Annotated in this window: 20 protein-coding genes and 1 riboswitch; of the genes, 13 read left to right on the top strand and 7 right to left on the bottom strand. The window is 75.6% G+C overall.

All coding sequences use genetic code 11. The annotated features are described in order from the left end of the window. Positions 1-6 precede the first annotated feature (6 nt). A complete protein-coding gene (locus tag ACFC1T_RS14295; protein WP_375887945.1) occupies positions 7-930 on the top strand; it encodes a hypothetical protein in 924 nt (307 codons plus the stop codon). A 97-nt stretch (positions 931-1,027) separates the two neighbouring features. Here the strand turns inward: ACFC1T_RS14295 and ACFC1T_RS14290 are convergent, their stop codons facing one another. The 3 genes from ACFC1T_RS14290 to ACFC1T_RS14280 form a co-directional block, all read right to left on the bottom strand. Then, positions 1,028-2,089, bottom strand: a complete 1,062-nt coding sequence (locus tag ACFC1T_RS14290) for a prenyltransferase (protein WP_375887942.1) — start codon at positions 2,087-2,089, stop codon at positions 1,028-1,030. After that, positions 2,086-2,838, bottom strand: a complete 753-nt coding sequence (locus ACFC1T_RS14285) for a class I SAM-dependent methyltransferase (RefSeq protein WP_375887939.1) — start codon at positions 2,836-2,838, stop codon at positions 2,086-2,088. Before ACFC1T_RS14285 ends, ACFC1T_RS14290 begins: the two co-directional genes overlap by 4 nt. A 97-nt stretch (positions 2,839-2,935) precedes the next feature. Further along, positions 2,936-4,246, bottom strand: coding sequence for a glycosyltransferase family 4 protein (locus ACFC1T_RS14280; RefSeq protein WP_375887936.1), 1,311 nt, complete (start codon positions 4,244-4,246; stop codon positions 2,936-2,938). 262 nt (positions 4,247-4,508) lie between these two features. Here ACFC1T_RS14280 and ACFC1T_RS14275 point away from each other — a divergent pair, with 262 nt between their 5' ends. The 7 genes from ACFC1T_RS14275 to ACFC1T_RS14245 all read left to right on the top strand — a co-directional run bounded on the left by ACFC1T_RS14275 (position 4,509) and on the right by ACFC1T_RS14245 (position 11,694). Beyond that, positions 4,509-5,129, top strand: coding sequence for a TetR family transcriptional regulator (locus tag ACFC1T_RS14275; protein WP_375887934.1), 621 nt, complete (start codon positions 4,509-4,511; stop codon positions 5,127-5,129). A gap of 139 nt (positions 5,130-5,268) precedes the next feature. Next, positions 5,269-5,349, top strand: a riboswitch (cobalamin riboswitch). A gap of 112 nt (positions 5,350-5,461) precedes the next feature. Next, entirely contained in the window at positions 5,462-6,718 is a 1,257-nt protein-coding gene (locus ACFC1T_RS14270; RefSeq protein WP_375887931.1) for a prenyltransferase/squalene oxidase repeat-containing protein, read from the top strand. Beyond that, on the top strand, positions 6,718-7,419 hold the full coding sequence (locus tag ACFC1T_RS14265) for an SCO2322 family protein (protein WP_375887929.1): 702 nt from the start codon (positions 6,718-6,720) through the stop codon (positions 7,417-7,419). Before ACFC1T_RS14270 ends, ACFC1T_RS14265 begins: the two co-directional genes overlap by 1 nt. A 43-nt stretch (positions 7,420-7,462) precedes the next feature. Then, positions 7,463-8,578 (top strand): energy-coupling factor transporter transmembrane protein EcfT, encoded by a 1,116-nt coding sequence (locus tag ACFC1T_RS14260; protein WP_375887928.1) that lies wholly within the window; start codon positions 7,463-7,465, stop codon positions 8,576-8,578. Next, positions 8,575-10,176, top strand: coding sequence for an ABC transporter ATP-binding protein (locus ACFC1T_RS14255; RefSeq protein WP_375887925.1), 1,602 nt, complete (start codon positions 8,575-8,577; stop codon positions 10,174-10,176). The genes ACFC1T_RS14260 and ACFC1T_RS14255 overlap by 4 nt, the downstream gene beginning before the upstream one ends. After that, entirely contained in the window at positions 10,173-11,009 is an 837-nt protein-coding gene (locus ACFC1T_RS14250) for an ECF transporter S component (protein WP_375887923.1), read from the top strand. The genes ACFC1T_RS14255 and ACFC1T_RS14250 overlap by 4 nt, the downstream gene beginning before the upstream one ends. A gap of 37 nt (positions 11,010-11,046) precedes the next feature. Beyond that, positions 11,047-11,694 (top strand): hypothetical protein, encoded by a 648-nt coding sequence (locus ACFC1T_RS14245; protein WP_375887920.1) that lies wholly within the window; start codon positions 11,047-11,049, stop codon positions 11,692-11,694. A 25-nt stretch (positions 11,695-11,719) separates the two neighbouring features. Here ACFC1T_RS14245 and ACFC1T_RS14240 read toward each other — a convergent pair whose 3' ends face one another. After that, positions 11,720-12,181: a hypothetical protein gene (locus ACFC1T_RS14240; RefSeq protein ID WP_375887918.1), complete on the bottom strand. Its 462-nt coding sequence runs from the start codon at positions 12,179-12,181 to the stop codon at positions 11,720-11,722. 130 nt (positions 12,182-12,311) lie between these two features. Between ACFC1T_RS14240 and ACFC1T_RS14235 the strand changes: the two genes are divergently transcribed. From ACFC1T_RS14235 to ACFC1T_RS14225, 3 genes are all read left to right on the top strand, one after another. After that, positions 12,312-13,496 (top strand): tetratricopeptide repeat protein, encoded by a 1,185-nt coding sequence (locus ACFC1T_RS14235; protein ID WP_375887915.1) that lies wholly within the window; start codon positions 12,312-12,314, stop codon positions 13,494-13,496. A 209-nt stretch (positions 13,497-13,705) separates the two neighbouring features. After that, on the top strand, positions 13,706-16,552 hold the full coding sequence (locus ACFC1T_RS14230; RefSeq protein ID WP_375887912.1) for a glycoside hydrolase family 3 C-terminal domain-containing protein: 2,847 nt from the start codon (positions 13,706-13,708) through the stop codon (positions 16,550-16,552). A gap of 183 nt (positions 16,553-16,735) precedes the next feature. Then, positions 16,736-17,614 (top strand): LysR family transcriptional regulator, encoded by an 879-nt coding sequence (locus ACFC1T_RS14225; RefSeq protein WP_375887910.1) that lies wholly within the window; start codon positions 16,736-16,738, stop codon positions 17,612-17,614. Between the two features lie 131 nt (positions 17,615-17,745). On the opposite strand, the gene ACFC1T_RS14220 is transcribed toward ACFC1T_RS14225, so the two are convergent. Both ACFC1T_RS14220 and ACFC1T_RS14215 read right to left on the bottom strand, forming a co-directional pair. Next, positions 17,746-18,072, bottom strand: a complete 327-nt coding sequence (locus ACFC1T_RS14220) for an antibiotic biosynthesis monooxygenase (RefSeq protein WP_188303748.1) — start codon at positions 18,070-18,072, stop codon at positions 17,746-17,748. A 148-nt stretch (positions 18,073-18,220) separates the two neighbouring features. Then, the gene (locus tag ACFC1T_RS14215) at positions 18,221-18,631 is read right to left on the bottom strand and encodes a cupin domain-containing protein (protein WP_375887907.1); all 411 of its coding nucleotides are present in this window, start codon (positions 18,629-18,631) and stop codon (positions 18,221-18,223) included. Between the two features lie 62 nt (positions 18,632-18,693). Between ACFC1T_RS14215 and ACFC1T_RS14210 the strand changes: the two genes are divergently transcribed. Next, the gene (locus ACFC1T_RS14210; protein WP_375887905.1) at positions 18,694-19,170 is read left to right on the top strand and encodes a MarR family winged helix-turn-helix transcriptional regulator; all 477 of its coding nucleotides are present in this window, start codon (positions 18,694-18,696) and stop codon (positions 19,168-19,170) included. Between the two features lie 27 nt (positions 19,171-19,197). On the opposite strand, the gene ACFC1T_RS14205 is transcribed toward ACFC1T_RS14210, so the two are convergent. Then, a complete protein-coding gene (locus ACFC1T_RS14205) occupies positions 19,198-21,273 on the bottom strand; it encodes a DHA2 family efflux MFS transporter permease subunit (RefSeq protein WP_375887903.1) in 2,076 nt (691 codons plus the stop codon). Positions 21,274-21,572: 299 nt separating this feature from the next. Here ACFC1T_RS14205 and ACFC1T_RS14200 point away from each other — a divergent pair, with 299 nt between their 5' ends. Beyond that, the gene (locus ACFC1T_RS14200) at positions 21,573-22,700 is read left to right on the top strand and encodes a peptidoglycan-binding protein (protein ID WP_375887901.1); all 1,128 of its coding nucleotides are present in this window, start codon (positions 21,573-21,575) and stop codon (positions 22,698-22,700) included. The last annotated feature ends 55 nt before the right edge of the window (positions 22,701-22,755 follow it).

Here is a 22,755-nt window from a genome sequence, read left to right as displayed (position 1 = left end):
ACGTAAGTGAATCTGCGCGCTCTCACCAGGGGAGACGCCGCCGTCGCAGGCGCGGCCGTCCTGCTGTTCATCGCCTCCTTCCTGCCCTACTGGACCGTGGACTGCAGCGGCCGGTACTGCGGGGACACCTCGCAGAACGCGTGGAGCACCCAGCTGTTCCCCATCCTGCCGTCGATCTACCTCCTGGGGATCGCCGCGGCCGTCCTGATCCTGGTGCAGCGCTTCCAGGGCCCCGCCGCGGCCAACCGCCAGGTGCTCGGCCTGCGGCTGGACCAGTGGGGCATCGCGTTCAGCGTCGCCGCGCTCTGGACCTCGGTCTGGGCGCTCGGCGGGGGCCCGACGGCCACCACGCTCAGCCACGGCTTCGGCGCCTGGCTCGGCCTCATCTCGCTGCTCGTGCTGGCCGGTGCGGCCGCGGCCGCACCGCTGGTGCCGGCGCTCAAGGCCCCGCTGGTCAACGAGCGCCCGGCCGTCCCGTACCAGGGCGGCTACCCGATGCCGGGTCAGCCCGGCCACCCGGGTGCCCCCGGCCAGCCCGGCCCGGGCCAGTACGGCTACCCGAACCAGGGTCACGACCCGGCCTTCGGCGCCCAGCCGGCCGGTGGCTACGGCTACCCGGCCGCCGGCCAGCCGCAGCCGGGCCAGCCGGTGCAGGCCGGTCCGCAGGACGCCGCCGCGCCGGCCCCGCAGCCGACCCCGGCCGCCCAGCAGCCGGCCGCCCCGGCGGCGGACTTCCAGCCCTTCTGGTTCGCCGTCCCGGCCCCGCGCCAGCTGGCCCCGAAGGACAACCCGGTCGGCGCCCCGGTCGGCGAGGTCGTGCCGGGCACCTGGTACCTGGCCGTCGAGCAGCGCGGCGCGGCCCTGGTCGCCCAGCTGCCGGACGGCACCCAGGGCGTGCTGGCCGACACCGCCGGCATCCAGCGCGGCTGACGCCGCGGCGCGGACGCGAGCCGCGCGACGGCACGGAGAAGGGGCGGGACCGGATCACCGGTCCCGCCCCTTCCGTGTCCCCGGGGCCGGGAGGCCCTCAGCAGCAGTCCTGGACCACCAGCCCGGCGGGCAGCTGGTCCCCGCCGAAGACCGCGACGGTCGCCGGGTCCCCGCCGAGCGCGGCGACCGCGAGCAGCAGCGCCCCGGCCGTCCAGGTGGTGCGCTCCTCGGGCCAGATCGCGTCGTCCTCGAAGACGTACCCGGTCCAGTACGAGCCGTCCTCGTGCCGCAGGTGCCGCTGGATCCAGCGCAGGATGTCCACCGCGCGGTCGGACTGGCCGATCGCCCAGAGCGCGAGCGCCAGTTCGGCGCTCTCGCCGCCGGTCACCCACGGGCGGTCGCTGACGCAGCGCACGCCGAGGCCGGGGACGACGAAGCGCTCCCAGTCCCGCTCGATCCGCGCCACCGCCGCGTCGCCGCGCAGGCCGGTGCCGAGCACCGGGTAGTACCAGTCCATCGAGTAGCGGTCCTTGTCGAGGAACCGCTCGGGGTGGTGGGCGATGGCGTGCCGCAGCCGGCCGGCCGCGAGCTCCCAGTCGGGCTGCGGCTCCTCCAGGTAGTCGGCGACGGCCAGCCCGCAGCGCAGCGCGTGCAGGATGCTGGACGAGCCGGTGAGCAGCGCCTCCTCGGTGGCCGCGCCGTCCTCGCCGACCCGCCAGGCGATCGGGCCGCCGGGCAGCCGCAGGCCGACGATGAAGTCCAGCGCCCGCCGGACCACCGGCCAGATCCACTCCAGGAAGGCGTCGTCGCCGGTGCTGAGGTGGTGGTGCCAGACCCCGACCGCGATGTACGCGCAGAAGTTGCTCTCCTTGGCCCGGTCGGTGACCGTGCCGTCGGTGTACGCGGCGTACCAGGAGCCGTCGGGGTTCTGCCGGGAGGCGAGCCAGCGGTAGGCGGCCTCGGCGGCGGCGTGCTCCCCGGCGGTGTCCAGGGCCATCGCGGCCTCGGTGTGGTCCCAGGGGTCGAGGTGGTGGCCCGCGAACCAGGGGATGGCGCCGTCGGGGCGCTGCTCGGCCAGGATGCTGCGCACGGTGTCGGCCGCCTGCTCGGCGTCCAGCACCCCGTCGAGCAGCAGCACCTCGGGGACGGCGGCGGTCACTCCGCCCCGCCCGGCGCGCGCTCGACCTTGTTCGGCTTGGAGGCGTAGGCGACGAAGCTCTTGCCGATGAGCGGGTTGAGCGCCTTCTCGGCGGCCTTGGTGATCGAGCTGATCACCGGGGTGCCGACGATGTCCCAGACCAGCAGCTGGTGGTAGGCCTTGACCGGCAGCGCCTTGTCGTTGTCCACGCCGACCGCGCACTTGATCCACCAGTACGGCGAGTGCAGGGCGTGCGCGTGGTGGGTGCCGTACGGCTCCAGGCCGGCGTCCTTGAGCTTGCCGAGCAGCTCGTCGCCCCGGTAGATCCGGATGTGGCCGCCCTCGACCTCGTGGTACTCGTCGGACAGCGCCCAGCAGATCTTCTCCGGCAGCCAGCGCGGCACGGTGACGGCGATCAGGCCGCCCGGCTTGAGGACCCGGAACATCTCGTTGAGCACGCCCTTGTCATCGGGTATGTGCTCCATCACCTCGGAGATGATGATCTTGTCGAAGTAGTCGTCCTCGAACGGCAGCGCCAGCGCGTTGCCCTCCATCGCGACCGCCGACGCGCCCTCGGGGGCCTCGCCGGCCAGCTCCATCGCCGCGAACCACTTCTTGACCTCGGCGATCTCCTCGGCGTTCTGGTCGAGGGCGATCACGTTGGCGCCGCGGCGGTAGCACTCGAACGCGTGCCGGCCCCCGCCGCAGCCCAGGTCGAGCACCCGGTCGCCGGGGGCGAGCGGGAAGCGCGAGAAATCGACGGTCAGCACTGCAGGGCTCCCATTTCTATTGCCACCAAGCGTTCTTGACGCTTCGTCAGGTCACACTCGCCTCAACCCCGGAGCGGCTCGCTCACGAGCCCGCCCCTCAGGGCACGTACCGCCAGCCCGGCCCGGAGCGGGCCCGGGCGCCGACGCCGGTGGCGATCGCCGCGCGGTAGGCCTCGGCGGTCAGCTCGGCGGCCCGCTCCCAGGTGAACCGGGCCAGCACCCGCTCGCGGCCGGCCGCGCCGAGCCCGGCGCGCAGCTCCGGGTCGTCCAGCAGCCGGCCGAGCGCGGCGGCCAGGGCGCCCGCGTCCCCCGGCGGCACCGCCAGGCTGGTCCCGCCGTCCGGCCCGGCCACCTCGGGGATCGCCCCGCCGGTGGTCGCCACCAGCGGGGTGCCGGTGGCCATCGCCTCGGCGGCGGGCAGCGAGAAGCCCTCGTACAGCGACGGGACGCAGGCGACCTCCGCCGAGCGGTACAGGTCGACCAGCTCGCGGTCGCTCAGCCCGGTGCGGAACTCGATGTGCTCCGCCAGCCCGAAGCGGCGCACCGCCTCGGCCACCGGCCCGTCCTCCTTCTGCGGCTTGCCGACCACCACCAGGTGGGCGTCCCGCTCGGTGCGGACCTTGGCCAGCGCCTCGACCAGGAACACCAGGCCCTTGAGCGGCACGTCCGCGCTGGAGGTGGTGACGATCCGGCCCGGGACCCGCTCGATCCGCGCCGAGGGCGACCAGAGGCGGGTGTCGGCGCCGATCGGCACCACCGAGATCGCGCCGGGGGCGGCGCCCAGGTGCTCGGCGATCTCGCGCTGCGAGGTGCCGGAGACGGTGATCACGTGGTCCAGCCGGGCCGCGACCCGGCGCTGCATCCGGGTGAAGGCGTACCAGCGGCGCAGCGACAGCCGCTTGCCCCGGGTGGTGGCCGCGTCCAGCTCCAACTGCCGGTCCACGGTGATCGGGTGGTGGATCGTGGTGACCAGCGGGAAGCCGTGCCGGGCCAGGCCGAGCAGGCCGTAGCCGAGGGTCTGGTTGTCGTGCACCACGTCGTAGCGGCCCTTGTGCCGGGCCAGGTACTGCCGGGCGCGCAGCGAGAAGGTGAGCGGTTCGGGGAAGCCGCCGGTGCGCATGGTGGCGAACTCCAGCACGTCCACCGGGCCGCGGAACTCACCGCGGGCGGGGGTGCGGAAGGGGTCGTCGGCGCGGTAGAGGTCCAGGCTGGGCAGCTCGACCAGGCGGACCGAGCCGGGGCCCTCGACCTCGTCCAGCACGGGGTAGGGCTGGGCGCCGATCACGTCCACGTGGTGGCCGAGCCGCGCCAGCTCCCGGGAGAGGTGCCGTACGTACACGCCCTGACCGCCGCAGAACGGGTCCCCGCGGTATGACAGCAGGGCAATCCGCAGCGGCTGCGCGGTCATCCTCGGCCCTCATCTCTGGCTGCTATCGGTGCGAGCGGCGCCCAACGGTGGCACCGGTCGCTAAAGTAGATCAGGTTTCAGTGGCTGTGGAACTCGTCATCGACCGTGTGAACAATGAGAGACCTCGAAGATACCGGCCCGTAGCTTTCGCTCAGGAGCCAGGGCTGGTGATTCCCGCCACGCCGGGCCCGACCGACCGCGGGTCGCCTTCGGGTCGACCTTTCTGGAGCACGCCGCCACCCACGCGCCCCCGGGAGCACCCTTGCCGTCGCCGACCACGTCCGTGAGCCCCGCCTCCCCCGCACCGGGCGAGCCGCCGCTGTCCGCGCGCCAGGCCGAGCGGCGCCGCCGCATCCTGCGCGCCGCCACCGCGCTGGCCGCCCGCGGCGGGTACGAGGCGGTGCAGATGCGGGAGGTCGCGGAGAGCGCCCAGGTCGCCCTCGGGACGCTGTACCGGTACTTCCCGTCCAAGGTCCACCTGCTGGTCGCGGTCATGCTGGAGCAGCTCCAGGGGCTCCAGGAGCACATCCGGCGGCACCCGACGACCGATCCGGAGCCGGCCCTGCGGGTCGCCGACGCCCTCACCCGGGCCTTCCACGCGCTCCAGCGCGAGCCGCTGCTGGCCGAGGCGATGGTCCGGGCGCTCAGCTTCGCGGACCGCTCGGTCGGCACCGAGGTGGACCAGGTCAGCGCCGCCACCGGACAGCTCATCCTGGACGCGATCGGGCAGTCCGGCCCGCCCAGCGAGGGCCAGCGCGCGGCCGTCCGGGTGATCGAGCACACCTGGCACTCGGCCCTGGTCGCCTGGCTCTCCGGGCGCGCCTCGATCGCCGAGGTCCGGGCCGACCTGCACACCGCGGCCCGGCTGCTCGCACTGCCCTGACCGCCCCGGCCGGCGGGACGGCCACCGGGGGCGATTACTGGAACCTGTTCCAGCCCCGCGCCGCCCCGGCCGACCCGCGCGCCGCGGCCCGGCGGTTAGAGTCGACGGGCAGCACAACTCCATCCCGCTCCTCCCCCGGGGGAAGCCGGTGCGAATCCGGCGCTGACCCGCAACCGTGAGCCCGACCGCGCCCCCGGCGCCCCGGGCGAGCCGGGGCACCCGGGGAGGGACGAGCGGCGAACCGGGCACCCGCACCCGCCCGGCACCCGTCGAGGACTACGGAACGGCCCCCGCCGGGGCCCGCCACCGCTCACCGAAAGGCACACCGCACCATGCTGACCGCCGCCCGCCTGGGCGCCGCCGCCCTGTCCGCCGCGCTGCTCGCCGGCCTCGCCGCCGGACCGGCCCTCGCCGACAGCCCGTCGCCCACGGCCGCCGCCACCCCGGACGGCCTGTACGGCAAGAGCGACCCGACGTACGACGGCGTCTGGCGGCAGTCCCTCGCGCTCACCGCGCTGACGGCGGCCAAGGTCACCCCCGCCGACTCCGCCGTCGACTGGCTCACCGGACAGCAGTGCGAGGACGGCGGCTGGCCCTCCTACCGGGCCCCCGGCGCGGCCTGCGACCCCAAGACCGAGGACAGCAACGCCACCGCCGTCGCCCTCCAGGCCCTGGTCGCCGTCGGCGGGCACCAGCCCGCCGTCGACAAGGGCCTCCAGTGGCTCAAGGCCAACCAGAACGCCGACGGCAGCTGGGCCTACAACCCCGGCAACCCCGGCGACGCCAACTCCACCGGCCTCGTCGTCAACGCGCTGTTCGCCGCCCGGACCGACCCGGCGAGCATCGCCAAGCCCGGCACCGGCGGCGCCGCCGGGAAGAACGCCTTCGACGGCCTCGCCCGCTTCCAGCTCGGCTGCGCCGCCCCCGCCGACCAGCGCGGCGCCTTCGCCTTCCAGCCCGACCCGGCCGCCGGCACGCTCGCCCCCAACACCCTCGCCACCGCCCAGGCCGCCCTCGCCGCCGCCGGCGGGCACCTGCCGGTCGCCTCCTCGGTGCACGCCGACGCCACCGCCAAGCCCCTCGCCTGCGCCGACGGCTCCGCGCCCGCCACCGTGCCGCACGCCGAAGCGGGCGAGGCCGTCAGCGCCTACCTCGCCGCCCAGCTCGGCTCCGGCGACGGGCACCTCACCCTCACCACCCCCGGCGCCGAGCCCAAGCCCGACTACACCGCCACCGCCTGGGCCGCCCTCGCCCTCGTCCAGAGCGGCCACCCCGACGAGGCCACCGACGCCGTCGACTGGCTGGAGGGGCAGGGCGCCACCTGGACCAAGAACGGCACCGACGCCGCCGCCACCGCCACCCTCCTGCTGGTCGGCCAGGCCACCCACCGCGGCGACGCCGCCCTCACCGGCCAGCTCACCGCCCTCGGCCCGGCGCCCAAGGCCGAGGCCGCCTCGACCACCGCCACCCCGGCGAAGAAGAAGAGCGACGGCATCGGGCAGTTCTGGCTGATCATCGTCGGCCTCCTGATCGGCGTCGGCGGCGGGCTGCTGCTCAGCCTCCAGCGCAAGCGCAACCCGAAGCTCTGATGCGGGCCCTGCGTGACGTCGCCGGGGGCCGCGGCCCCCGGCGGGCACCGGCCGCCCTGCTGCTCACCCTGCTCGGCACCCTGGTCCTGCTGGCCTGCGCCACCCCGGCGCAGGCCGCCGGGTACCGGTACTGGTCGTTCTGGCGCGGGGCCGACGGCGGGGCCTGGGCGTACCAGCAGCAGGGGCCCGCGATCTCCGTGCCGCCGGACGGCTCGGTGGACGGCTGGCGGTTCGCCCTCAGCCCGGACGGCGGACAGGACGCCGCCCGGCCGCGCACGGCGTCCGGGTTCGACGGGATCTGCGCCGCCACCCCCGCCCAGGACGGCCGCAAGCGGGTCGCCGTGGTGCTGGACTTCGGCACGGCCCAGGACGCCGGAGCGTCCGCCGCCGCGCCGCCCGGGTCGCGGACCGCCTGCGCGAGCGTCGCACCGCGCGCCACCTCGGCCGAGGTGCTGGCCGCCGTGGCCCCGCCGCTGCGCTACGAGTCCAACGGGATGCTGTGCGCCATCGCCGGCTACCCGGGGGCCGGTTGCGGCGACCAGGTGGACGCGGGCGCCGCCGCCCAGCCCAAGGCCGGCGCCGACGGCGGCAGTGGCAGCAGCGGCAGCGGCCCGGACCTCGGCCTGGCCGCCGGCGGCGCGCTGGTCGCCATCCTCGCCGGTGGCGCCGTCTGGCAGGCACGCCGCCGCCGTCACTCCTGAGGCGTGCCGTGACACGCCCCGACCCCGTTCCCAGGACAGATCCGTGAGCAGCACCACCCGCAGCACCCGCAGCACCCGCCCGCCCGTCGGACCGCGCCAACTACACCCCGGGGCCTGGTGGTTGTGGGCACTCGGGCTCGGCGCGGCGGCGACCCGCACCACCAACCCGGTGCTCCTGCTGCTGCTCGCCGCGACCGCCGGCTACGTGGTCGCGGCGCGGCGCGGCGACGCGCCCTGGTCGCGTTCGTACGGGGCGTTCCTGCGCCTCGGACTGCTGGTGCTCGGCATCCGGCTGGCCTTCGCGGTGCTGCTCGGCTCCCCCGTCCCCGGCACCCACACGCTGTTCGGCCTGCCCGAAGTCCCGCTCCCCGCCTGGGCGCAGGGGGTGCGGATCGGCGGGCGGGTCACCCTCGAAGGCGTGCTCGCGGCACTGTACGACGGGCTGCGGCTGGCCACCCTGCTGGTCTGCGTCGGCGCCGCCAACTCGCTGGCCAGCCCCGCCCGGCTGCTGCGCGCCCTGCCCGGCGCGCTCTACGAGGCGGGCGTGGCCGTGGTGGTGGCGATGACCTTCGCGCCGAACCTGGTCGCCGACGTACGCCGGCTGCGCGCCGCCCGCCGCCTGCGCGGCCGCAGCGACCAGGGCGTCGCGGCCGTGCTGAGCGTCGGACTCCCCGTCCTGGAGGGCGCGTTGGAGCGCTCGATCGCCCTGGCCGCGGCGATGGACACCCGCGGCTTCGGCCGCACCGCCGACGTGCCGCGCCGACTGGCCCGGGTCACGGCCGCGCTCACCCTGGCCGGGCTGCTCGGGGTCTGCCTGGCCGCGTACGGACTGCTGACCGCCGGGGGCGCCGGCTGGGCGCCGCCGGTGCTGCTGCTGGGCCTGGCCGCCGCCTTCACCGGACTGCTGCTCGGCAACCGACGGTCCGTCAGATCCCGCTACCGGCCCGACCCGTGGGCGCTGCCGGAGTGGCTGACCGCCGGGTCCGGGGTCGCCGCCGCCGCCCTGTTCAGCTACCTCGCGACACGGGATCCGGCCGCCTTCGCCCCCACCGTCGTCCCGCCGACCGTCCCCGAGCTGCCGCTGGCCGCCGTCCTGGCCGTACTCCTCGGCCTGGTACCGGCCTTCGCCGCCCCGACCCCGCCCCGGAGGGCATCGTGATCACCTTCGAGCAGGTCTCCGTCCGGTACGCGGACTCCGCCGCCCCGGCGCTGGCGGGCGTCGACCTCACCGTGCCCGAGGGCGAACTCTGCCTGCTGGTGGGCCCCTCGGGCTCCGGCAAGTCCACCCTGCTGGGCACCGTCAGCGGCCTGGTACCGCACTTCACCGGCGGGGTGCTGCACGGCCGGGTCACCGTCGGCGGCCGGGACACCCGCGAACACCGGCCGCGCGAACTCGCCGACCTGGTCGGCACCGTGGGCCAGGACCCGGCGGCGCACTTCGTCACCGACACCGTCGAGGACGAACTCGCCTACGGCATGGAGTCACTGGGCCTGCCCGGCGACGTGATGCGGCGCCGGGTCGAGGAGACCCTCGACCTGCTCGGCCTCGCCGACCTGCGCGACCGCGCCCTGGGCTCGCTCTCCGGCGGCCAGCAGCAGCGCGTCGCGATCGGCTCGGTGCTCACCGTGCACCCGCGCGTCCTGGTCCTGGACGAGCCCACCTCGGCACTCGACCCGGGCGCCGCCGAGGAGGTGCTGGCCGTGCTGCAACGACTGGTGCACGACCTGGGCACCACCGTGCTGATGGCCGAGCACCGGCTGGAGCGGGTCGTCCAGTACGCCGACCAGGTGCTGCTGCTGACCCCGGGCGAACCGCCCGTCCTGGGCGAACCCGCCGAGGTGATGGCGCACTCCCCCGTGCACCCGCCGGTGGTCGGCCTCGGCCGGCTCGCCGGCTGGCGGCCGCTGCCGCTGTCCGTCCGGGACGCCCGGCGCAAGGCCGCCGCACTGCGCGCCGACCTGGACGGGCGCGCGCCCGGCGCCGTCGCCGTTCCCGACGCCGCTCCGATCGCCGACTGCGCCCGCCTGGCCGTACGGCGCGGCCCGGTCCAGGCCCTGCGCGGGGTCGACCTGACGCTGCGCCCCGGCGAGATCGCCGCCCTGATGGGCCGCAACGGCGCCGGCAAGTCCACCCTGCTCGGCAGCCTGGTCGGCCTGCACGCCCCCGACTCCGGCCGCGTCACCGTCGGCGGCCGCACCCCGCACCGCACCCGCCCCGCCGAACTGATCCGGCAGGTCGGCCTCGTCCCCCAGGACCCGCGCGACCTGCTCTACGGGGAGAGCGTCGCCGCCGAGTGCGCCGCCGCGGACGCGGACGCCGGGGCCGCCGCGGGCACCTGCCGCGCCCTGGTCGGGCGACTGCTGCCCGGCATCGACGGCACCGCCCACCCCCGGGACCTCTCCGAGGGCCAGCGGCTCACCCTCGCCCTCGCCGTCGTCCTCACCGCCAGGCCCCCGCTGCTGCTCCTGGACGAGCCGACCCGCGGCCTGGACTACGCCGCCAAGGCCCGGCTGGTCGAGATCCTGCGCGGGCTCGCGGCCGAGGGGCACGCCGTCCTGCTGGCCACCCACGACGTCGAGCTCGCCGCCGAACTCGCCCACCGCACCCTGATCCTGGCCGAGGGCGAGATCGTCGCCGACGGCCCGACCGCGGAGGTGGTGGTCTCCTCCCCCGCCTTCGCGCCGCAGGTCGCCAAGGTGCTGGCGCCCGGACCTTGGCTCACCGTCCGGCAGGTCGCGGAGGCACTGAACGCATGAGCAGCCGACCCGTACCGCTCGGCCGCCGCTCCGTCGCGGCACTGTCCCTGGTCTCCCTGGTCGGCGTGACGGCCTTCGGCTGGCCGCTGCTCGCCTCCACCGGATCGGCTCTGGTCGGCCACTCCGCCGACGCGCCGTGGCTGTTCGCCCTGCTGCTGCCGCTGCTGCTGGCCGTCGTCATCGCGCAGATCTCCGAAGGCCGTACGGCGAGCGGCGGGGCGCCGGGCCTGGACGCCAAGTCCGTCGCCCTGCTGGGGGTGCTGGCGGCGGCCGGCGCCGCGCTGCGGCCGCTGGGGGCGGGGACGGCGGGCCTGGAGCCGATGTTCTTCCTGATGGTGCTGTCGGGGCGGGTCCTCGGCCCCGGCTTCGGCTTCGTCCTCGGCTCGCTGTCGATGTTCGCCTCCGCGCTGCTCACCGGCGGGGTCGGACCGTGGCTGCCGTTCCAGATGCTCGCCATGGGCTGGGTCTGCCTCGGCGCGGGCCTGCTGCCCGGCCCGGCCTCGCTGCGCGGCCGCCTCGAACTGCTGCTGCTCGCGGGGTACGGCGCCGTCTCCGCCGTCCTGTACGGCACGATCATGAACCTCCAGGGCTGGCCGTACATCGGCGGCCTGGCCGGCTCCATCTCCTTCCACCCCGGCGACCCGCTGTCCGCCAACCTGGTCCGCTTCGCCGCCTACTGCCTCACCACCTCCCTGGGCTGGGACCTCCCGCGCGCCGCCCTCACCGTCGTGCTCTGCCTCACCCTCGGCACCCCCGTCCTGCGCGCCCTGCGCCGCACCACCCGCCGCGCGGCCTTCGACGCCCCCGTCGACTTCCGACCGCCGCTAGGGTGACCGTTCGAAGCGTCCGCCAGAACGGGAGTCCACCCCAGTGTCCGCAGAATCCCCCGGCTACGAGGCCGACTCCGACACCGAGACCGACCAGGACGACGATCCCTGGATCACCGCGTACTGCCCCGTCGACCCCGAACTGGCCGCCCGGCTGGTGGCGATGGCGGACCTCGACTGGACGGACGGCGACGTCGGCGAACGCGCGATGACCGACGCCGGCTGGCACTCGACCGGCGACCACCTCGGCGAGCTGAACGAGAAGGCCTGCACACCGGCGGGCCACCTCGCGTACGGCGACGACTGCCTCTTCCTGCCCTTCGCCTACGAGTACTACGTGCACCCCGACGGCGGGATGGCCGAGGACTTCTGGGGCACCCTCCCCGGCTGGCGGAGCAGCACCGACCAGGAGACCGACACCTTCACCGAGCAACTGGACGCCGTCGCCGCCCGGTTCACCACCCTGCTCGGCCCGCCCGACCACGACGTCAGCCACGAACGGCGACCGCACTCCGGCAGCGTCCGGCGCTACCGCGTCTGGCGCCGCGGCGACAACGCCCTGGTGGTGGCCCCGGGCCTGGACCCCTTCTCGTACTCCCAGTTCGAGCACGCCTTCGTCCAGATCCGCCCCCTCCCGGCGGCGGCGCCGCTGCCGCCCGCCGAGGAACTGGTCGACTTCTTCACCTGGTAGTCCTCCCGGCCTACGCCGGTGGCACTCAGCGGTCCGGGACTCCCCAGTCCAGGGCGGACCGGGCCAGGGCGGCGAGCCCGAGCGCGGCCGGGAGTTCGACGAGGAACGCCATCGCGAGGGCGGTGTACCAGGCTCCGCCGCCCTCGGCGGTCATCACGTCGAACCAGGCGTCGAGGAGCAGCAGGGTGGCGGCCGCGGCGGCGGCCAGGGCGGTCAGGCGTGAGCGCCGGACGAGCAGCCTGGCGGTGGCGATCAGGCCGGCGACCTGGAGGACGTCCATGCCGATCCACACCGTGGACCAGTTCCGGACCTCGGCCTGCCCTCGGGTGGCCGACCCGAGGACCAGGATCCAGGCGAAGAGCAGGACCGAGACGGCGATCAGCGCCCCGCCCAGGAGCGTGCGGGAGCGCTCCGCCGTCGGGTGTGCCGATCCCAGGCGGTCGAGCGCCGCCCGCACCGGCCGACCGTCCCCCGTTGTCGTTCTCATGATCGAGAATCTACCCACCCCCTCGCGGGACCCGGCGGGCGGTGCCCGGGGCCGGAACCGCACCGCCCGGGGGCGGCGCCCCGGCGCCCCGTTACCATCGCCCGGCCGTGATCGACGGAGGGGGTACGACGTGGGACTGATCCAGCACTGGCGGGACTCCAAGGCGCAGGAGCTGCACCGGGAGGGCATCCGCCTGCTCAACCGGGGGCGCGCGCGGGACGCGGAGCCCGTGGCGCGCGAGGCGGTCCGCATCCGCTCGAAGGTCTTCGGCCCGGACGATGCCACCACCCTGGCGAGCCGGGTGGTGTGGGCGCGCGCACTCGGCGGCCTCCAGCGTCATGCCGAGGCGGAGGCCGAGCTGCGCGAGGTGCTGCGGCTGGCGCCCGACCCGACCGCCCGGGGCGAGCTCGTCCGCTGGGCCCGGCTGGGGCTCGCCCAGGTCCAGGTGCGGACGGGACGGGCCGAGGAGGCGCGGGCCGAGGCAGCCCTCCTCCTGGAACTCACCGGTCGGGCCGACGTCGATTACACCCGCGCCGCGCTGGCGATCGAGGCCGCGGCACTCAGCACGCTCGGCCGCCACGCCGAGGCGGTCGCGCGCTGGACGGAGCTGGAGGCGGCCGCCACCGCCACCGCGGGCGGGGGCAGTGCCCAGGCGCTCAAGGCCCGGTCCGACCGGACCCAGGCACTCGTCTACCTGGGCCGCTTCCAGGAGGCCGAGGCGCAGGCCCGGGCGCTGATGGACGTCGCGGCCTCGGGCGGTCCCGGTGGCGTGCTGCTCGGGATGGCCGCGCGGAACGCCCTGGTGCTCTCACTGACGGCCCGCGGCCGGGCGGTCGAGGCCGAGGCCGAGGCCCGCACCGCCGTCGGACACGCAGCCGGCATCGCGGGCCTGGACGCCCGCTTCCTCCTCACCGCCCGGCTCGGCCTGGCCCGCGCCCTGAACGCGCAGGGCCGCCACGACGAAGCACTGTCGGCGCTCCGCCCCGCGCTCGAACACACCACGCCGGACCCCGTCGGCGAGGAGGAACTGGAGGCCGCGCTCCACCTCGTCACGGCGGTCACCCTGCTCGGGCTGGGGAAGGACGCGGCGCCGTCCCTGGAGAAGTCCTCGGAGCTCTGCCGGCGCACGCTCGGGCCGAACCACCACCGCGCCCTGGAGGTCGGCACGCTCCGGGGCCGGGTCCTCGCCGCCCAGGGCCGCCTGCCGGAAGCCCGCGAGGCCCTCCGGACCAACGCCGCCGCCTGGCAGGAGCACTTCGGCGAGGGCCACCCGAAGACACGGGCGGCGCAGCAGGCCCTGGCCGAACTGGGCTGACCCCGCCCCAGCCCCCGCCGCGACACCGACTCCCGCCCCCCTGGGGGGCGGACGGCGGCGCGCGCACCGCCCGGCGCGCGCACCGGACATACCCGACACGCCCCGGCGCGCCACCTGCCGTACGGGGCCGAACCACCGTAGATTTGACGGATCGTCACTTTTTAGGCCCGCCCGGCCGTCCACGACTCCGTCGATCGGTGGTGGTTGCCATGCGACGTCCCTCCCTGCGGATGCGAATCCTCCGGCTCGGCCTCGGTGGCTGCCTGCTGGCCGCCGCCACGGCCGGCAACGCCGCGGCCGCGCCGGGCGAGCGCCCGAAGGACGGGCCCGGTTCGCCGGAGCAGCGGATCGAGAGCCTCCTCGCCCAGCTGACCACCGACGAGAAGGTCACCCTGCTACGCGGCCGGGACGCCCCCGCCGGGGTGGACTCCGTCGGCTACGTCGCGGGCGTGCCCCGGCTCGGCATCCCGCCGCTGCTGCTGACGGACGGCCCGGCCGGCGTCCGGGACGGCCGCCCGGCGACCGCGCTGCCCGCACCCGTCGCGCTGGCCGCCGCCTTCGACCCGGCGCTGGCCACCCGGTACGGCGACGTGCTGGGCCGGGAGACCCGGGCGCGCGGCTACCAGGTGCTGTACGCGCCCATGGTGAACATCGTCCGGACCCCTCAGGGCGGGCGGAACTTCGAGACGCTGGGCGAGGACCCGTACCTCGCCGGGCGGCTCGCCACCGCCGAGGTGCGCGGCATCCAGGCGCAGCGCGTCGCCGCGCAGGTCAAGCACTTCGCGGCCAACAACCAGGAGGACAACCGCCAGTCGTACGGCTCGGACGTGGACGAGCGCACCCTGGCCGAGATCGAGCTGCCCGCCTTCCGGGCGGCGGTACGGGAGGGCCGGGCCTGGTCGGCGATGTGCGGCTACAACCCGGTGAACGGCGTGTGGGCGTGCGAGAACTTCCCGCTGCTGCGCGACGTGCTCAAGGGCCGCTGGGGCTTCGACGGGGTGGTCGGCTCCGACTACCCGGCCACCCACTCCGCCGTCAACGCCGCCGCCGGCGGGCTGGACCAGGAGTTCGGCGGTTCGAGCTACTTCGCCGACCTGCCCGCCGCCGCGGCGGACGGCCGGCTCGCCCCGGCCGTGCTGGACGACCAGGTCCGCCGGGTGCTGCGGCTGATGGCGCGCACGGGAGCGCTCGACGGCGTCCAGGCGCCCCCGGCCGACCCGGCCGCCGGAGCGCGCGACGCCCGGGCCGCCGCCGCCGCCGGAACGGTTCTGCTGCGCAACGAGGGGTCCGCCCTGCCGCTGGACGCCGCCCGGCTCAAGTCCGTCGCCGTGATCGGCCCCTGGGCGGACCGCGCCTACACCGGTGGCGGCGGCTCCTCGCACGTCACCCCGTACGCCGAGCACACGGTGACGCCCCGCCAGGGCATCGCGGCCCGGGTCGGCCCGAACACGGAGGTGCGCCACGACCCCGGCGACGACCCGGCCGCGGCGGCCGCGGCGGCCACCGGGGCGGACGTCGCGGTGGTGGTGGTCGGCGACCAGGAGACCGAGGGCGCCGACCGCGGCTCGCTGAACCTCACCGCGGCGGACGACGCGCTGATCCAGGCCGTCGCCCGGGCCAACCCGCGCACCGTGGTGGTGCTGAACACCGGCGGCCCCGTCACCATGCCGTGGCTGGACGCGGTGCCCGCCGTGGTCGAGGCCTGGTACCCGGGCGAGCAGAGCGGCGCCGCGCTCGCCGACGTGCTGTTCGGCGACGTCGACCCGGCCGGGCGACTGCCCGTCACCTTCCCGACCTCCGCCGACGCCACCCCGATCCGGGACGCCGCCCAGTACCCGGGCACGGACGGCACCTACCACTACACCGAGCGCCTCGGCGTCGGCTACCGCTGGTACGACGCGAGCGGCACCGCCCCGCTGTTCCCCTTCGGCCACGGCCTCTCGTACACCACCTTCGACTACGGCGGCCTCACCGTGACCGGCCCCGACCAGGCCGGCCGGGTCCGGGTCGGCTTCGACGTCGCCAACCGGGGCCGCCGGACCGGCACCGAGGTGCCGCAGCTGTACCTGACCTTCCCGGCCGCGGCCGGCGAACCCCCGCAGCAGCTGAAGGCCTTCGACAAGGTCACCCTGGCGCCCGGCGCCTCGACCCACGTGGACCTGCTGCTGGACCGCTCCGCCTTCGCCGTCTGGGACGAGGGCGTGCACGGCTGGGGCGTCCCCGGCGGTCGGTACGGCCTCACCGTCGGCTCCTCCTCCCGCGCGCCCCGGCTGCGGGGCGGCGTCGACGCCCCCGCGTCCCCCGCCGTCTCCACCTGGTCCGGGCGGATCACCGGCTCCGACGGCGCCTGCCTGGACGCCTCGGCCGCCGCCGGGGACGCCGGCCGGCCGCTGGAGGCGACGGACTGCTCGGGCGTGGCCGCCCAGGACGCCACCGTCGGCTCGGACGGCAGCATCGGCGTCCTGGACGGCTGCCTCACCCCGGCCGGCTCCGCCGACGGCGCCGCCGTGCTCCTGCGGGACTGCACCCGGACCGCCGACCAGGAATGGCGCAGGGGGCCGGACTCCTCGCTGCTGAACCCGTCGACCGGCCGCTGCCTGAGCGGCGCGGACGGCCGACTGCTGCTGCAGCCCTGCGGGACGACCGCCGGACAGCGCTGGACCACGCCCAGCCCCAGCGGGCCGCTGACCGGCATCGACGGGCAGTGCACGGACGTCGACGGGGCGTCCACCGTCAACGGCACCGCCGTCCAGCTCTACCGCTGCAACTCCACCGGCGCCCAGGACTGGACCGTCCACCAGGACGGCTCGCTCCGGGCCCTCGGCAAGTGCCTGGACGTCACCAACGGCAGCACCGCCGCCGGCACCCCCGTCCAGCTCTACGACTGCAACGGCACCGCCGCCCAGAGCTGGTACCCGCGCCCGGACGGCACCCTGCTCAACCCGGGCTCCCGCCGCTGCCTGGACGCCCGGGGCGGCGGCAGCGCCGACGGGACCAGGCTCGAACTCTGGGACTGCACGGGCGGCGCCAACCAGCTCTGGAAACCGCCCGCCTGACCGGTACCCGCTCCACCGGTGATTGCGCACGCGGCGTTCGGAATGCCCGAACGCCGCCGTACGCTGTCCCGCAACACCGGCAGGATCATCGCGAACACCTCAACACGAGCCGCAGCACGCACCACGAGCGGGCCGAGCGGGCCCGCGACCGCACGCGGGCGTTCGGGGGAACCGGAGAAACCAGTGGAACTTCGTCAGTTGCGCGTCTTCGAGGCCGTGGCCACCCACCGCACCGTCACCGCCGCGGCCGTGGCGCTCGACCTGGCCCCCTCCTCGGTGTCCGAGCAGATCCGCACCCTCGAACACAGCCTGGACACCGAGCTGTTCGACCGCGCCCCGCGCGGAACCAGGCTCACCGCGGCCGGCGAGCGGCTGCTGCCCTGGGCGCGCACACTGCTCGACCAGGCCGAACAGGCCCGCCGCGAGGTGGTCGCCGACCGCGCCCGGCTGCGGCTCGGCGCGCTGGAGACGATAGCCGCGACCCACGTCCCGGCCGTGCTGGCCCGGCTCGCCGAACGCCGCCCCGGCCTGGACGTCGCGCTGCACACCGACACCGCCCGGGACGCGCTGCTCGGCGGCGTCGCGGCCGGGGCACTGGAGGCCGCCCTCATCCTGGACACCGCCGGACCGCTCGGCGACCTCGGCTTCTACCTGCCGCCCGCCCCGCTCGACCACCTCGACCTCCAGGACGTCCCGCTCGCCCTGGTCGCCGCCCCCGCCCACCCGCTCGGCGGCGCCGCCGCCCTCACCCGCGAGGACCTGCGCGGCCAACGCCTGCTGGTGAACACCCCGGCCTGCTCCTTCCGGCTGGCCGGCGAGCGCCTGCTCGGCCACGCCGTCGAACGCGTCCCCACCGGCGGCGTCGCCGTCACCCGCGCCTGCGCCGAACAGGGCCTCGGCATCGCCCTGCTCCCCGACTTCGCCGTCCGGGAGCCCCTCGCCTCCGGCGCCCTCGTCCGCCTCCCCCTCACTCCCCCGCCCCTGCACCTCCGCCTGGTGTGGCGCGCCGACCGCGAGACCGTCCCCGGCCTGCGCGCGGCCCTGTACGCCGCCGCGGCCTGAACTCCCGCACACCACAAGCCCGTTCACCGCACACCCGGTCGGCCCGGACGGTATCGCCCGGCCCCTCGAACGCCGGACGGCGCGCCCCGGAACCCCGGGGCGCGCCGTCCGCCTCCTACCCACCCGCCGAATCAGGCCTTCGGGCCCGCCGACTGCACGACCTCGAAGGACCACAGCGTGGACCCGGAGGCGGCCGGCCGCTTCGGCGCCTCGCCGCCCTCGCCGCCACCCCGGTGGGCGGCCTGCATCGGGCCCTCCATCCACGCCTTGAAGTCCTCCTCGCTGCGCCAGCGGGTGTAGACCAGGTACTGGTCGGTCCCCTCGACCGGACGCAGCAGTTCGAACCACTCGAAGCCGTCGGAGTTCTCCACCGCACCGGCCCGCGAGGCGAAGCGCTGCTCCAGCACCTCGCGCTGCTCGGCGGGCACCGTCAGTACGTTGATCTTGACGACGGACATGCCGCTCCTCACTGATCCGCCGGGGCCCGTACGGCCGTCGGCTCGGTTGCTCCCGAGCAGTCTGCTACACCTCACACCCCGCCGGTCGGGCGCTGCGGGCCCGGGGGCCGCCGGGGGCGGAGCAGGGGGCGGGGCTCCGGCTTCCGGCTCAGGCGATCCAGGCCGGGAGGAGGCGGTCGGCGTCGCGCGGGGCGAGGGCGCAGGCGCCTTCGGGGGTACGGGCGTCGGGGTTGTAGGCGTGGGAGGGGGACGGGGAGGCGACGAGGGCGGTGAAGCCCTCGGCGGTGGTGATGCGGCGGGGCACGTCGGCGGGGAGGGCGAGGGTGTCGCCGGCGGCGACCGTCAGGGTCTCGCCCGCGAGGTCGACCTCGGCCGAGCCGGCCAGCAGGGTCCAGATCTGCTCGGTGTCCATGGCGTGCAGCGGGCCCTGCCGGTCGGCGGGCATCTCGACCCGCCACTGGGCGAGGGCGGTCGCACCCTGGGTGGGTGAGGCGAGGGTGGTCATGACGGCGTTCGGGGTCTCGGTGCGACGGGCGTCGGCGGAGCGGATCACGGGCATGGTGAAGGAACCCCCTAAGATGGACAATGTCGTTGTCTATATGGTCAATGAGGTTGTCTATCGTGTCAAGCGAACCCGCCCCGCCCGGCTTCGAGCTGCCGCTGCGCCTGCTGCTGGCCTTCCGCACGATCATCGACGAACTGCACGAGCGGATCGCCCGCGAAGGGCACCCGGACCTGCGCCCGATGCACGGCTTCGTCTTTCAGGCGATCGGCCCCCGGGGCACCACCGCCGTCGAACTCGGCCGCCGGCTCGGCGTCTCCAAGCAGGCCGCGGGCAAGACCGTCGAGACCCTGGAACAGCTCGGCTACGTCGAGCGCGGCAGCGACCCGGCCGACGCCCGCCGCAAGGTGGTCCGGCTCACCGAGCGGGGCGTGGACTGCCTGGTCCGCTCGGCGCGGATCTTCGAGGAACTGCGCACCGAGTGGTCCGCCGCCCTCGGTGAGGAGGAACTCCGCCGGATCGAGGACGGTCTGCGGCTGCTCGCCCCCGGGGACCCGTTCCGGCTCGACACCCCGCGCTGGTTCGGCAGCCCGTGAGGAACGCCGCACCAGCGCTGGGGACGGCTAGAACGACCGCCCCTCCCCCCGGTACGGCGGCTGCGGCCCGGTCGGCGGATCCGGCCGGTCCCGCGGGTCGGCGCAGAGCGTGGAGCTGAGCCGGGTGAGGAGTGCGGCGAGGTCCTCGTACTGCCGCTCGTCCCAGTCCCCCAGCAGTTCCGCGAGCTGGGTGCGCCGGGCCGCGACCAGCCGCAGCGCCGCCTCCTCCCCCGGCTCGGTGAGCCGCAGCGGCAGGCCGCCGGTGCGGGCGGCGAGGCCGCGGCCCTCCACCTCCCGGACGGCCTCCTCGACGACCGAGACCGGGACGACCCGCCGCTCGGCCAGTTCGGCGGGCTCCACCGAACCGTGGTGGTGCATCTGCAGGAGGAGCCAGCTGGAGGCGGGCCGCAGGTCGAGCCCGGCGGTGGCGGTGATCCGCCGGAAGAGGTCGCGCCGGGCCTCCCGGGTGCCCAGGACGGACAGCGCGCGGGCGATCTCGTCCAGGGAGGAGCGCTCGACCGGGTTGATCCCGATCGACTCGCTGAGGTCGGGTGCGGTCACCGTGGAGCGCAGCTTCTGCTCGCGCAGGAACAGCGACAGCACGAAGGCGACCGCCGCGACCGGCACCGCGTACAGGAACACCCGGGTGATCGACTCGGCGTAGGCGTGGTGGACGCCGGCCTGGAGGGCGGCGGGCAGCCGGGTGATCAGGCGCGGGTCGGCGGTGATCGCCTCCACCCGGAAGCCCGGCGGCAGCGGCTGCCCGGCCAGGGCGTCGGCGAGCCGGGAGCGCAGGCCGCTGGCGAAGACCGTCCCGAAGATGGAGACGCCGAAGGAGGCGCCGATGGAGCGGAAGAAGGTGGCGCCGGCGGTGGCCACCCCGAGGTCCTGGTAGCCGACCGAGTTCTGCACGATCAGCACCAGTACCTGCATCACCAGGCCCAGTCCGAGGCCGAAGACCAGGAAGTAGAGGCTCATCTCGGCGGTGCCGCTGTGCTCGTCGAGCCGGGAGAGCAGCAGCAGGCCGACCGTGGTGACGGCCGTCCCGGCGATCGGGAAGGCCCGGTAGTGGCCGGTGCGGGCGACGATCTGGCCGGAGCCGATCGAGGTGAGCAGCATCCCGAGGACCATCGGCAGCATGTGGATGCCGGACATGGTGGGCGAGACCTGCTGGACCACCTGGAGGAAGGTCGGCAGGTAGGTGAGGGCGCCGAACATCGCGAAGCCGACCACGAAGGAGATCACCGCGACCAGGCTGAACGTCCGTGAGCGGAACAGCCGCAGCGGCAGGACGGGCTCGGCGGCCGAGCGCTCCACCTGGACGAAGACGAGCAGCAGCGCCAGTCCGAGCACGCCCAGGCCGACGACCTGCCAGGAGCTCCAGGCCCAGGTGGTGCCGCCGAGCGAGGTCATCAGCACCAGGCAGGTGGCGACGGCGGCGATCAGCGCGGTGCCGAGGTAGTCGATCCGGTGCTCGCGCCGGGCCTCCGTGCCGTGCAGCACCGCCGCGATCACCACCAGGGCGACCGCGCCGATCGGCAGGTTGACGTAGAACACCCAGCGCCAGCTGAGGTGGTCGACGAACAGCCCGCCGAGCAGCGGCCCGAGGACGCTGGTGACGCCGAAGACGGCGCCGAAGAGGCCCTGGTACCTGCCGCGGTCCCGGGGGGCGACGAGGTCGCCGACGATCGCCTGGGAGAGCACCATCAGGCCGCCGCCGCCGAGGCCCTGGAGAGCGCGGAAGGCGATCAACTCGCCCATGTTCTGGGCGATTCCGCAGAGCACCGAGCCGATCAGGAAGATCACGATGGAGGCCTGGAAGAACCGCTTCCGGCCGTACATGTCGCCGAGCTTGCCCCAGAGCGGGGTGGCGGCGGTGGAGGCCAGCAGGTAGGCGGTGACCACCCAGGAGAGGTGGTCCAGGCCGCCGAGGTCGCTGACGATGGTGGGCAGCGCGGTGGAGACGATGGTCTGGTCGAGGGCGGCGAGCAGCATCGCCAGCAGCAGGGCCCCGATCGGCACCCAGAGGTTGGCGGCGGTGACCTCGGGCGGGCCGGGCGGGTGCGCCGGGCTCCGCCCGCCCGCGGCGCGCGGCTCCGTCATGACGTCTCCACAGGCGGCATGGCCTCTCCGTCGGGTCGCGGGGCCGGACGACCGGACGCCCAGGTGGATGATCACTCCCCGTTCCCCATGCTGGCAGATATGTCCCGTTATGCTCCGCCGGGTTGAGCCGAACGTAAGCACCGGACCCGTCGCGGGCGTTCCGGCGGTTTCCCCCGGGGCCAACCACCACCAACCGGCACAACACCCCCGCCGGGGGCCGGACGCCCCTGTCCCCCCTCCGGGACGTCCTGCATAATCAGGCCCGATCGCGAGACCCGAGAACCGAGGAGGACCGGCCGATGCCGGACCAGCACTGCCCGACGTGCGGCACCGCACGCTCCACCGGGTGCAGCTGCCTCCCCGACCGGAGCCTCGACGAGACCACCGTCCTCCCGCACCTGGAGGGCCCGCCGCTGGTCCGCCCGTACGTGCCGCAGGCGCCCGAGCAGGTCGCCGACGAGCCGCCGCTGACGGCCGACCCGTTCGCGACCACCGTGCTGCCCCCGGTCGCGCCGGCACAGCCGGCGCGACCGATGAGGCATCCGGTGCAGCAGGCCCAGCACGCACAGCAGATGCAGCCGCCGGCCACGCCCCCGCTCGGGCCGGACGCGGACGCCTACGCGACGACCGTCCTGCCGCCCGTCCCGGGCCCCGCGCCGGACGCGTACGGCAACGGCGCCACCACCGTCCTGCCCGCGGTCCCGCCGGCCGGACGGCCCGGCCCGGACGCGTCCGGGGACGAGCTCGGCTACTTCCCGTTCGACAGCGGGGCCCCCGGGCCCGGCTCCGCCCCCACCGGCGGACGGGCCGCGCGCCGGGCCGCCGAGCAGTCCGAGCGCGGCCCCCTCGCCGGGCGCAAGGGCCTGATCGCGGGCGTCGGCGCCGGACTGCTGGCGCTCACCGTCGGCCTCGCGTACGCCGTGACGCCCTCCTCCGAGCCGACCCGTCGGGCCGAACCGGCGCCCACCACCTCGCTCGCCCCCGCCCCGGTGGAGCCGCCGACCGTGGCCGCCCCGGCGCCCAGCGACCCCACGCCGACCCCCGAGACGCCCAGCCCGAGCGCCACCCGGTCGGCCAGACCGAGCCCCACCAGGACCCCCACCCCCACGCCGACACCCACCCCGACCCCCACCCCGACACCGACGCCGACCCCCACGCCGACACCGACCCCGACGCCCACGCCCACCCCGTCGCAGACCCCGCGGCTGCTCCAGATGGGAATGAGCGGGCCCGACGTCAAGGCGATGCAGCAACTGCTCGTCGGCGCCGGGTGCGGATTCGTCGACAAGTCGCTCGTCACCGGCACCTTCGACTGGTGGACCCAGACGACGCTGCAGGACTACCAGCGGCAGAACCGGATCAAGGGCGAGAACGGCGTCTACGGCCCCAAGACCCAGGCCGCCCTCGCCGCCGACCCCGGCTGCTGAGCGGGGCCGGGCGGGAGGCGGCCGCGCCGTCGGCCGGTCCCACCGCCGGCCACCC

Origin of the sequence: Kitasatospora sp. NPDC056076, assembly GCF_042266305.1 — a bacterium.
Classification (GTDB): Bacteria; Actinomycetota; Actinomycetes; order Streptomycetales; family Streptomycetaceae; genus Kitasatospora.
The sequence above is the reverse complement of the archived record's forward strand: the minus strand, read 5'-3'. Positions and strand labels throughout refer to the sequence as shown.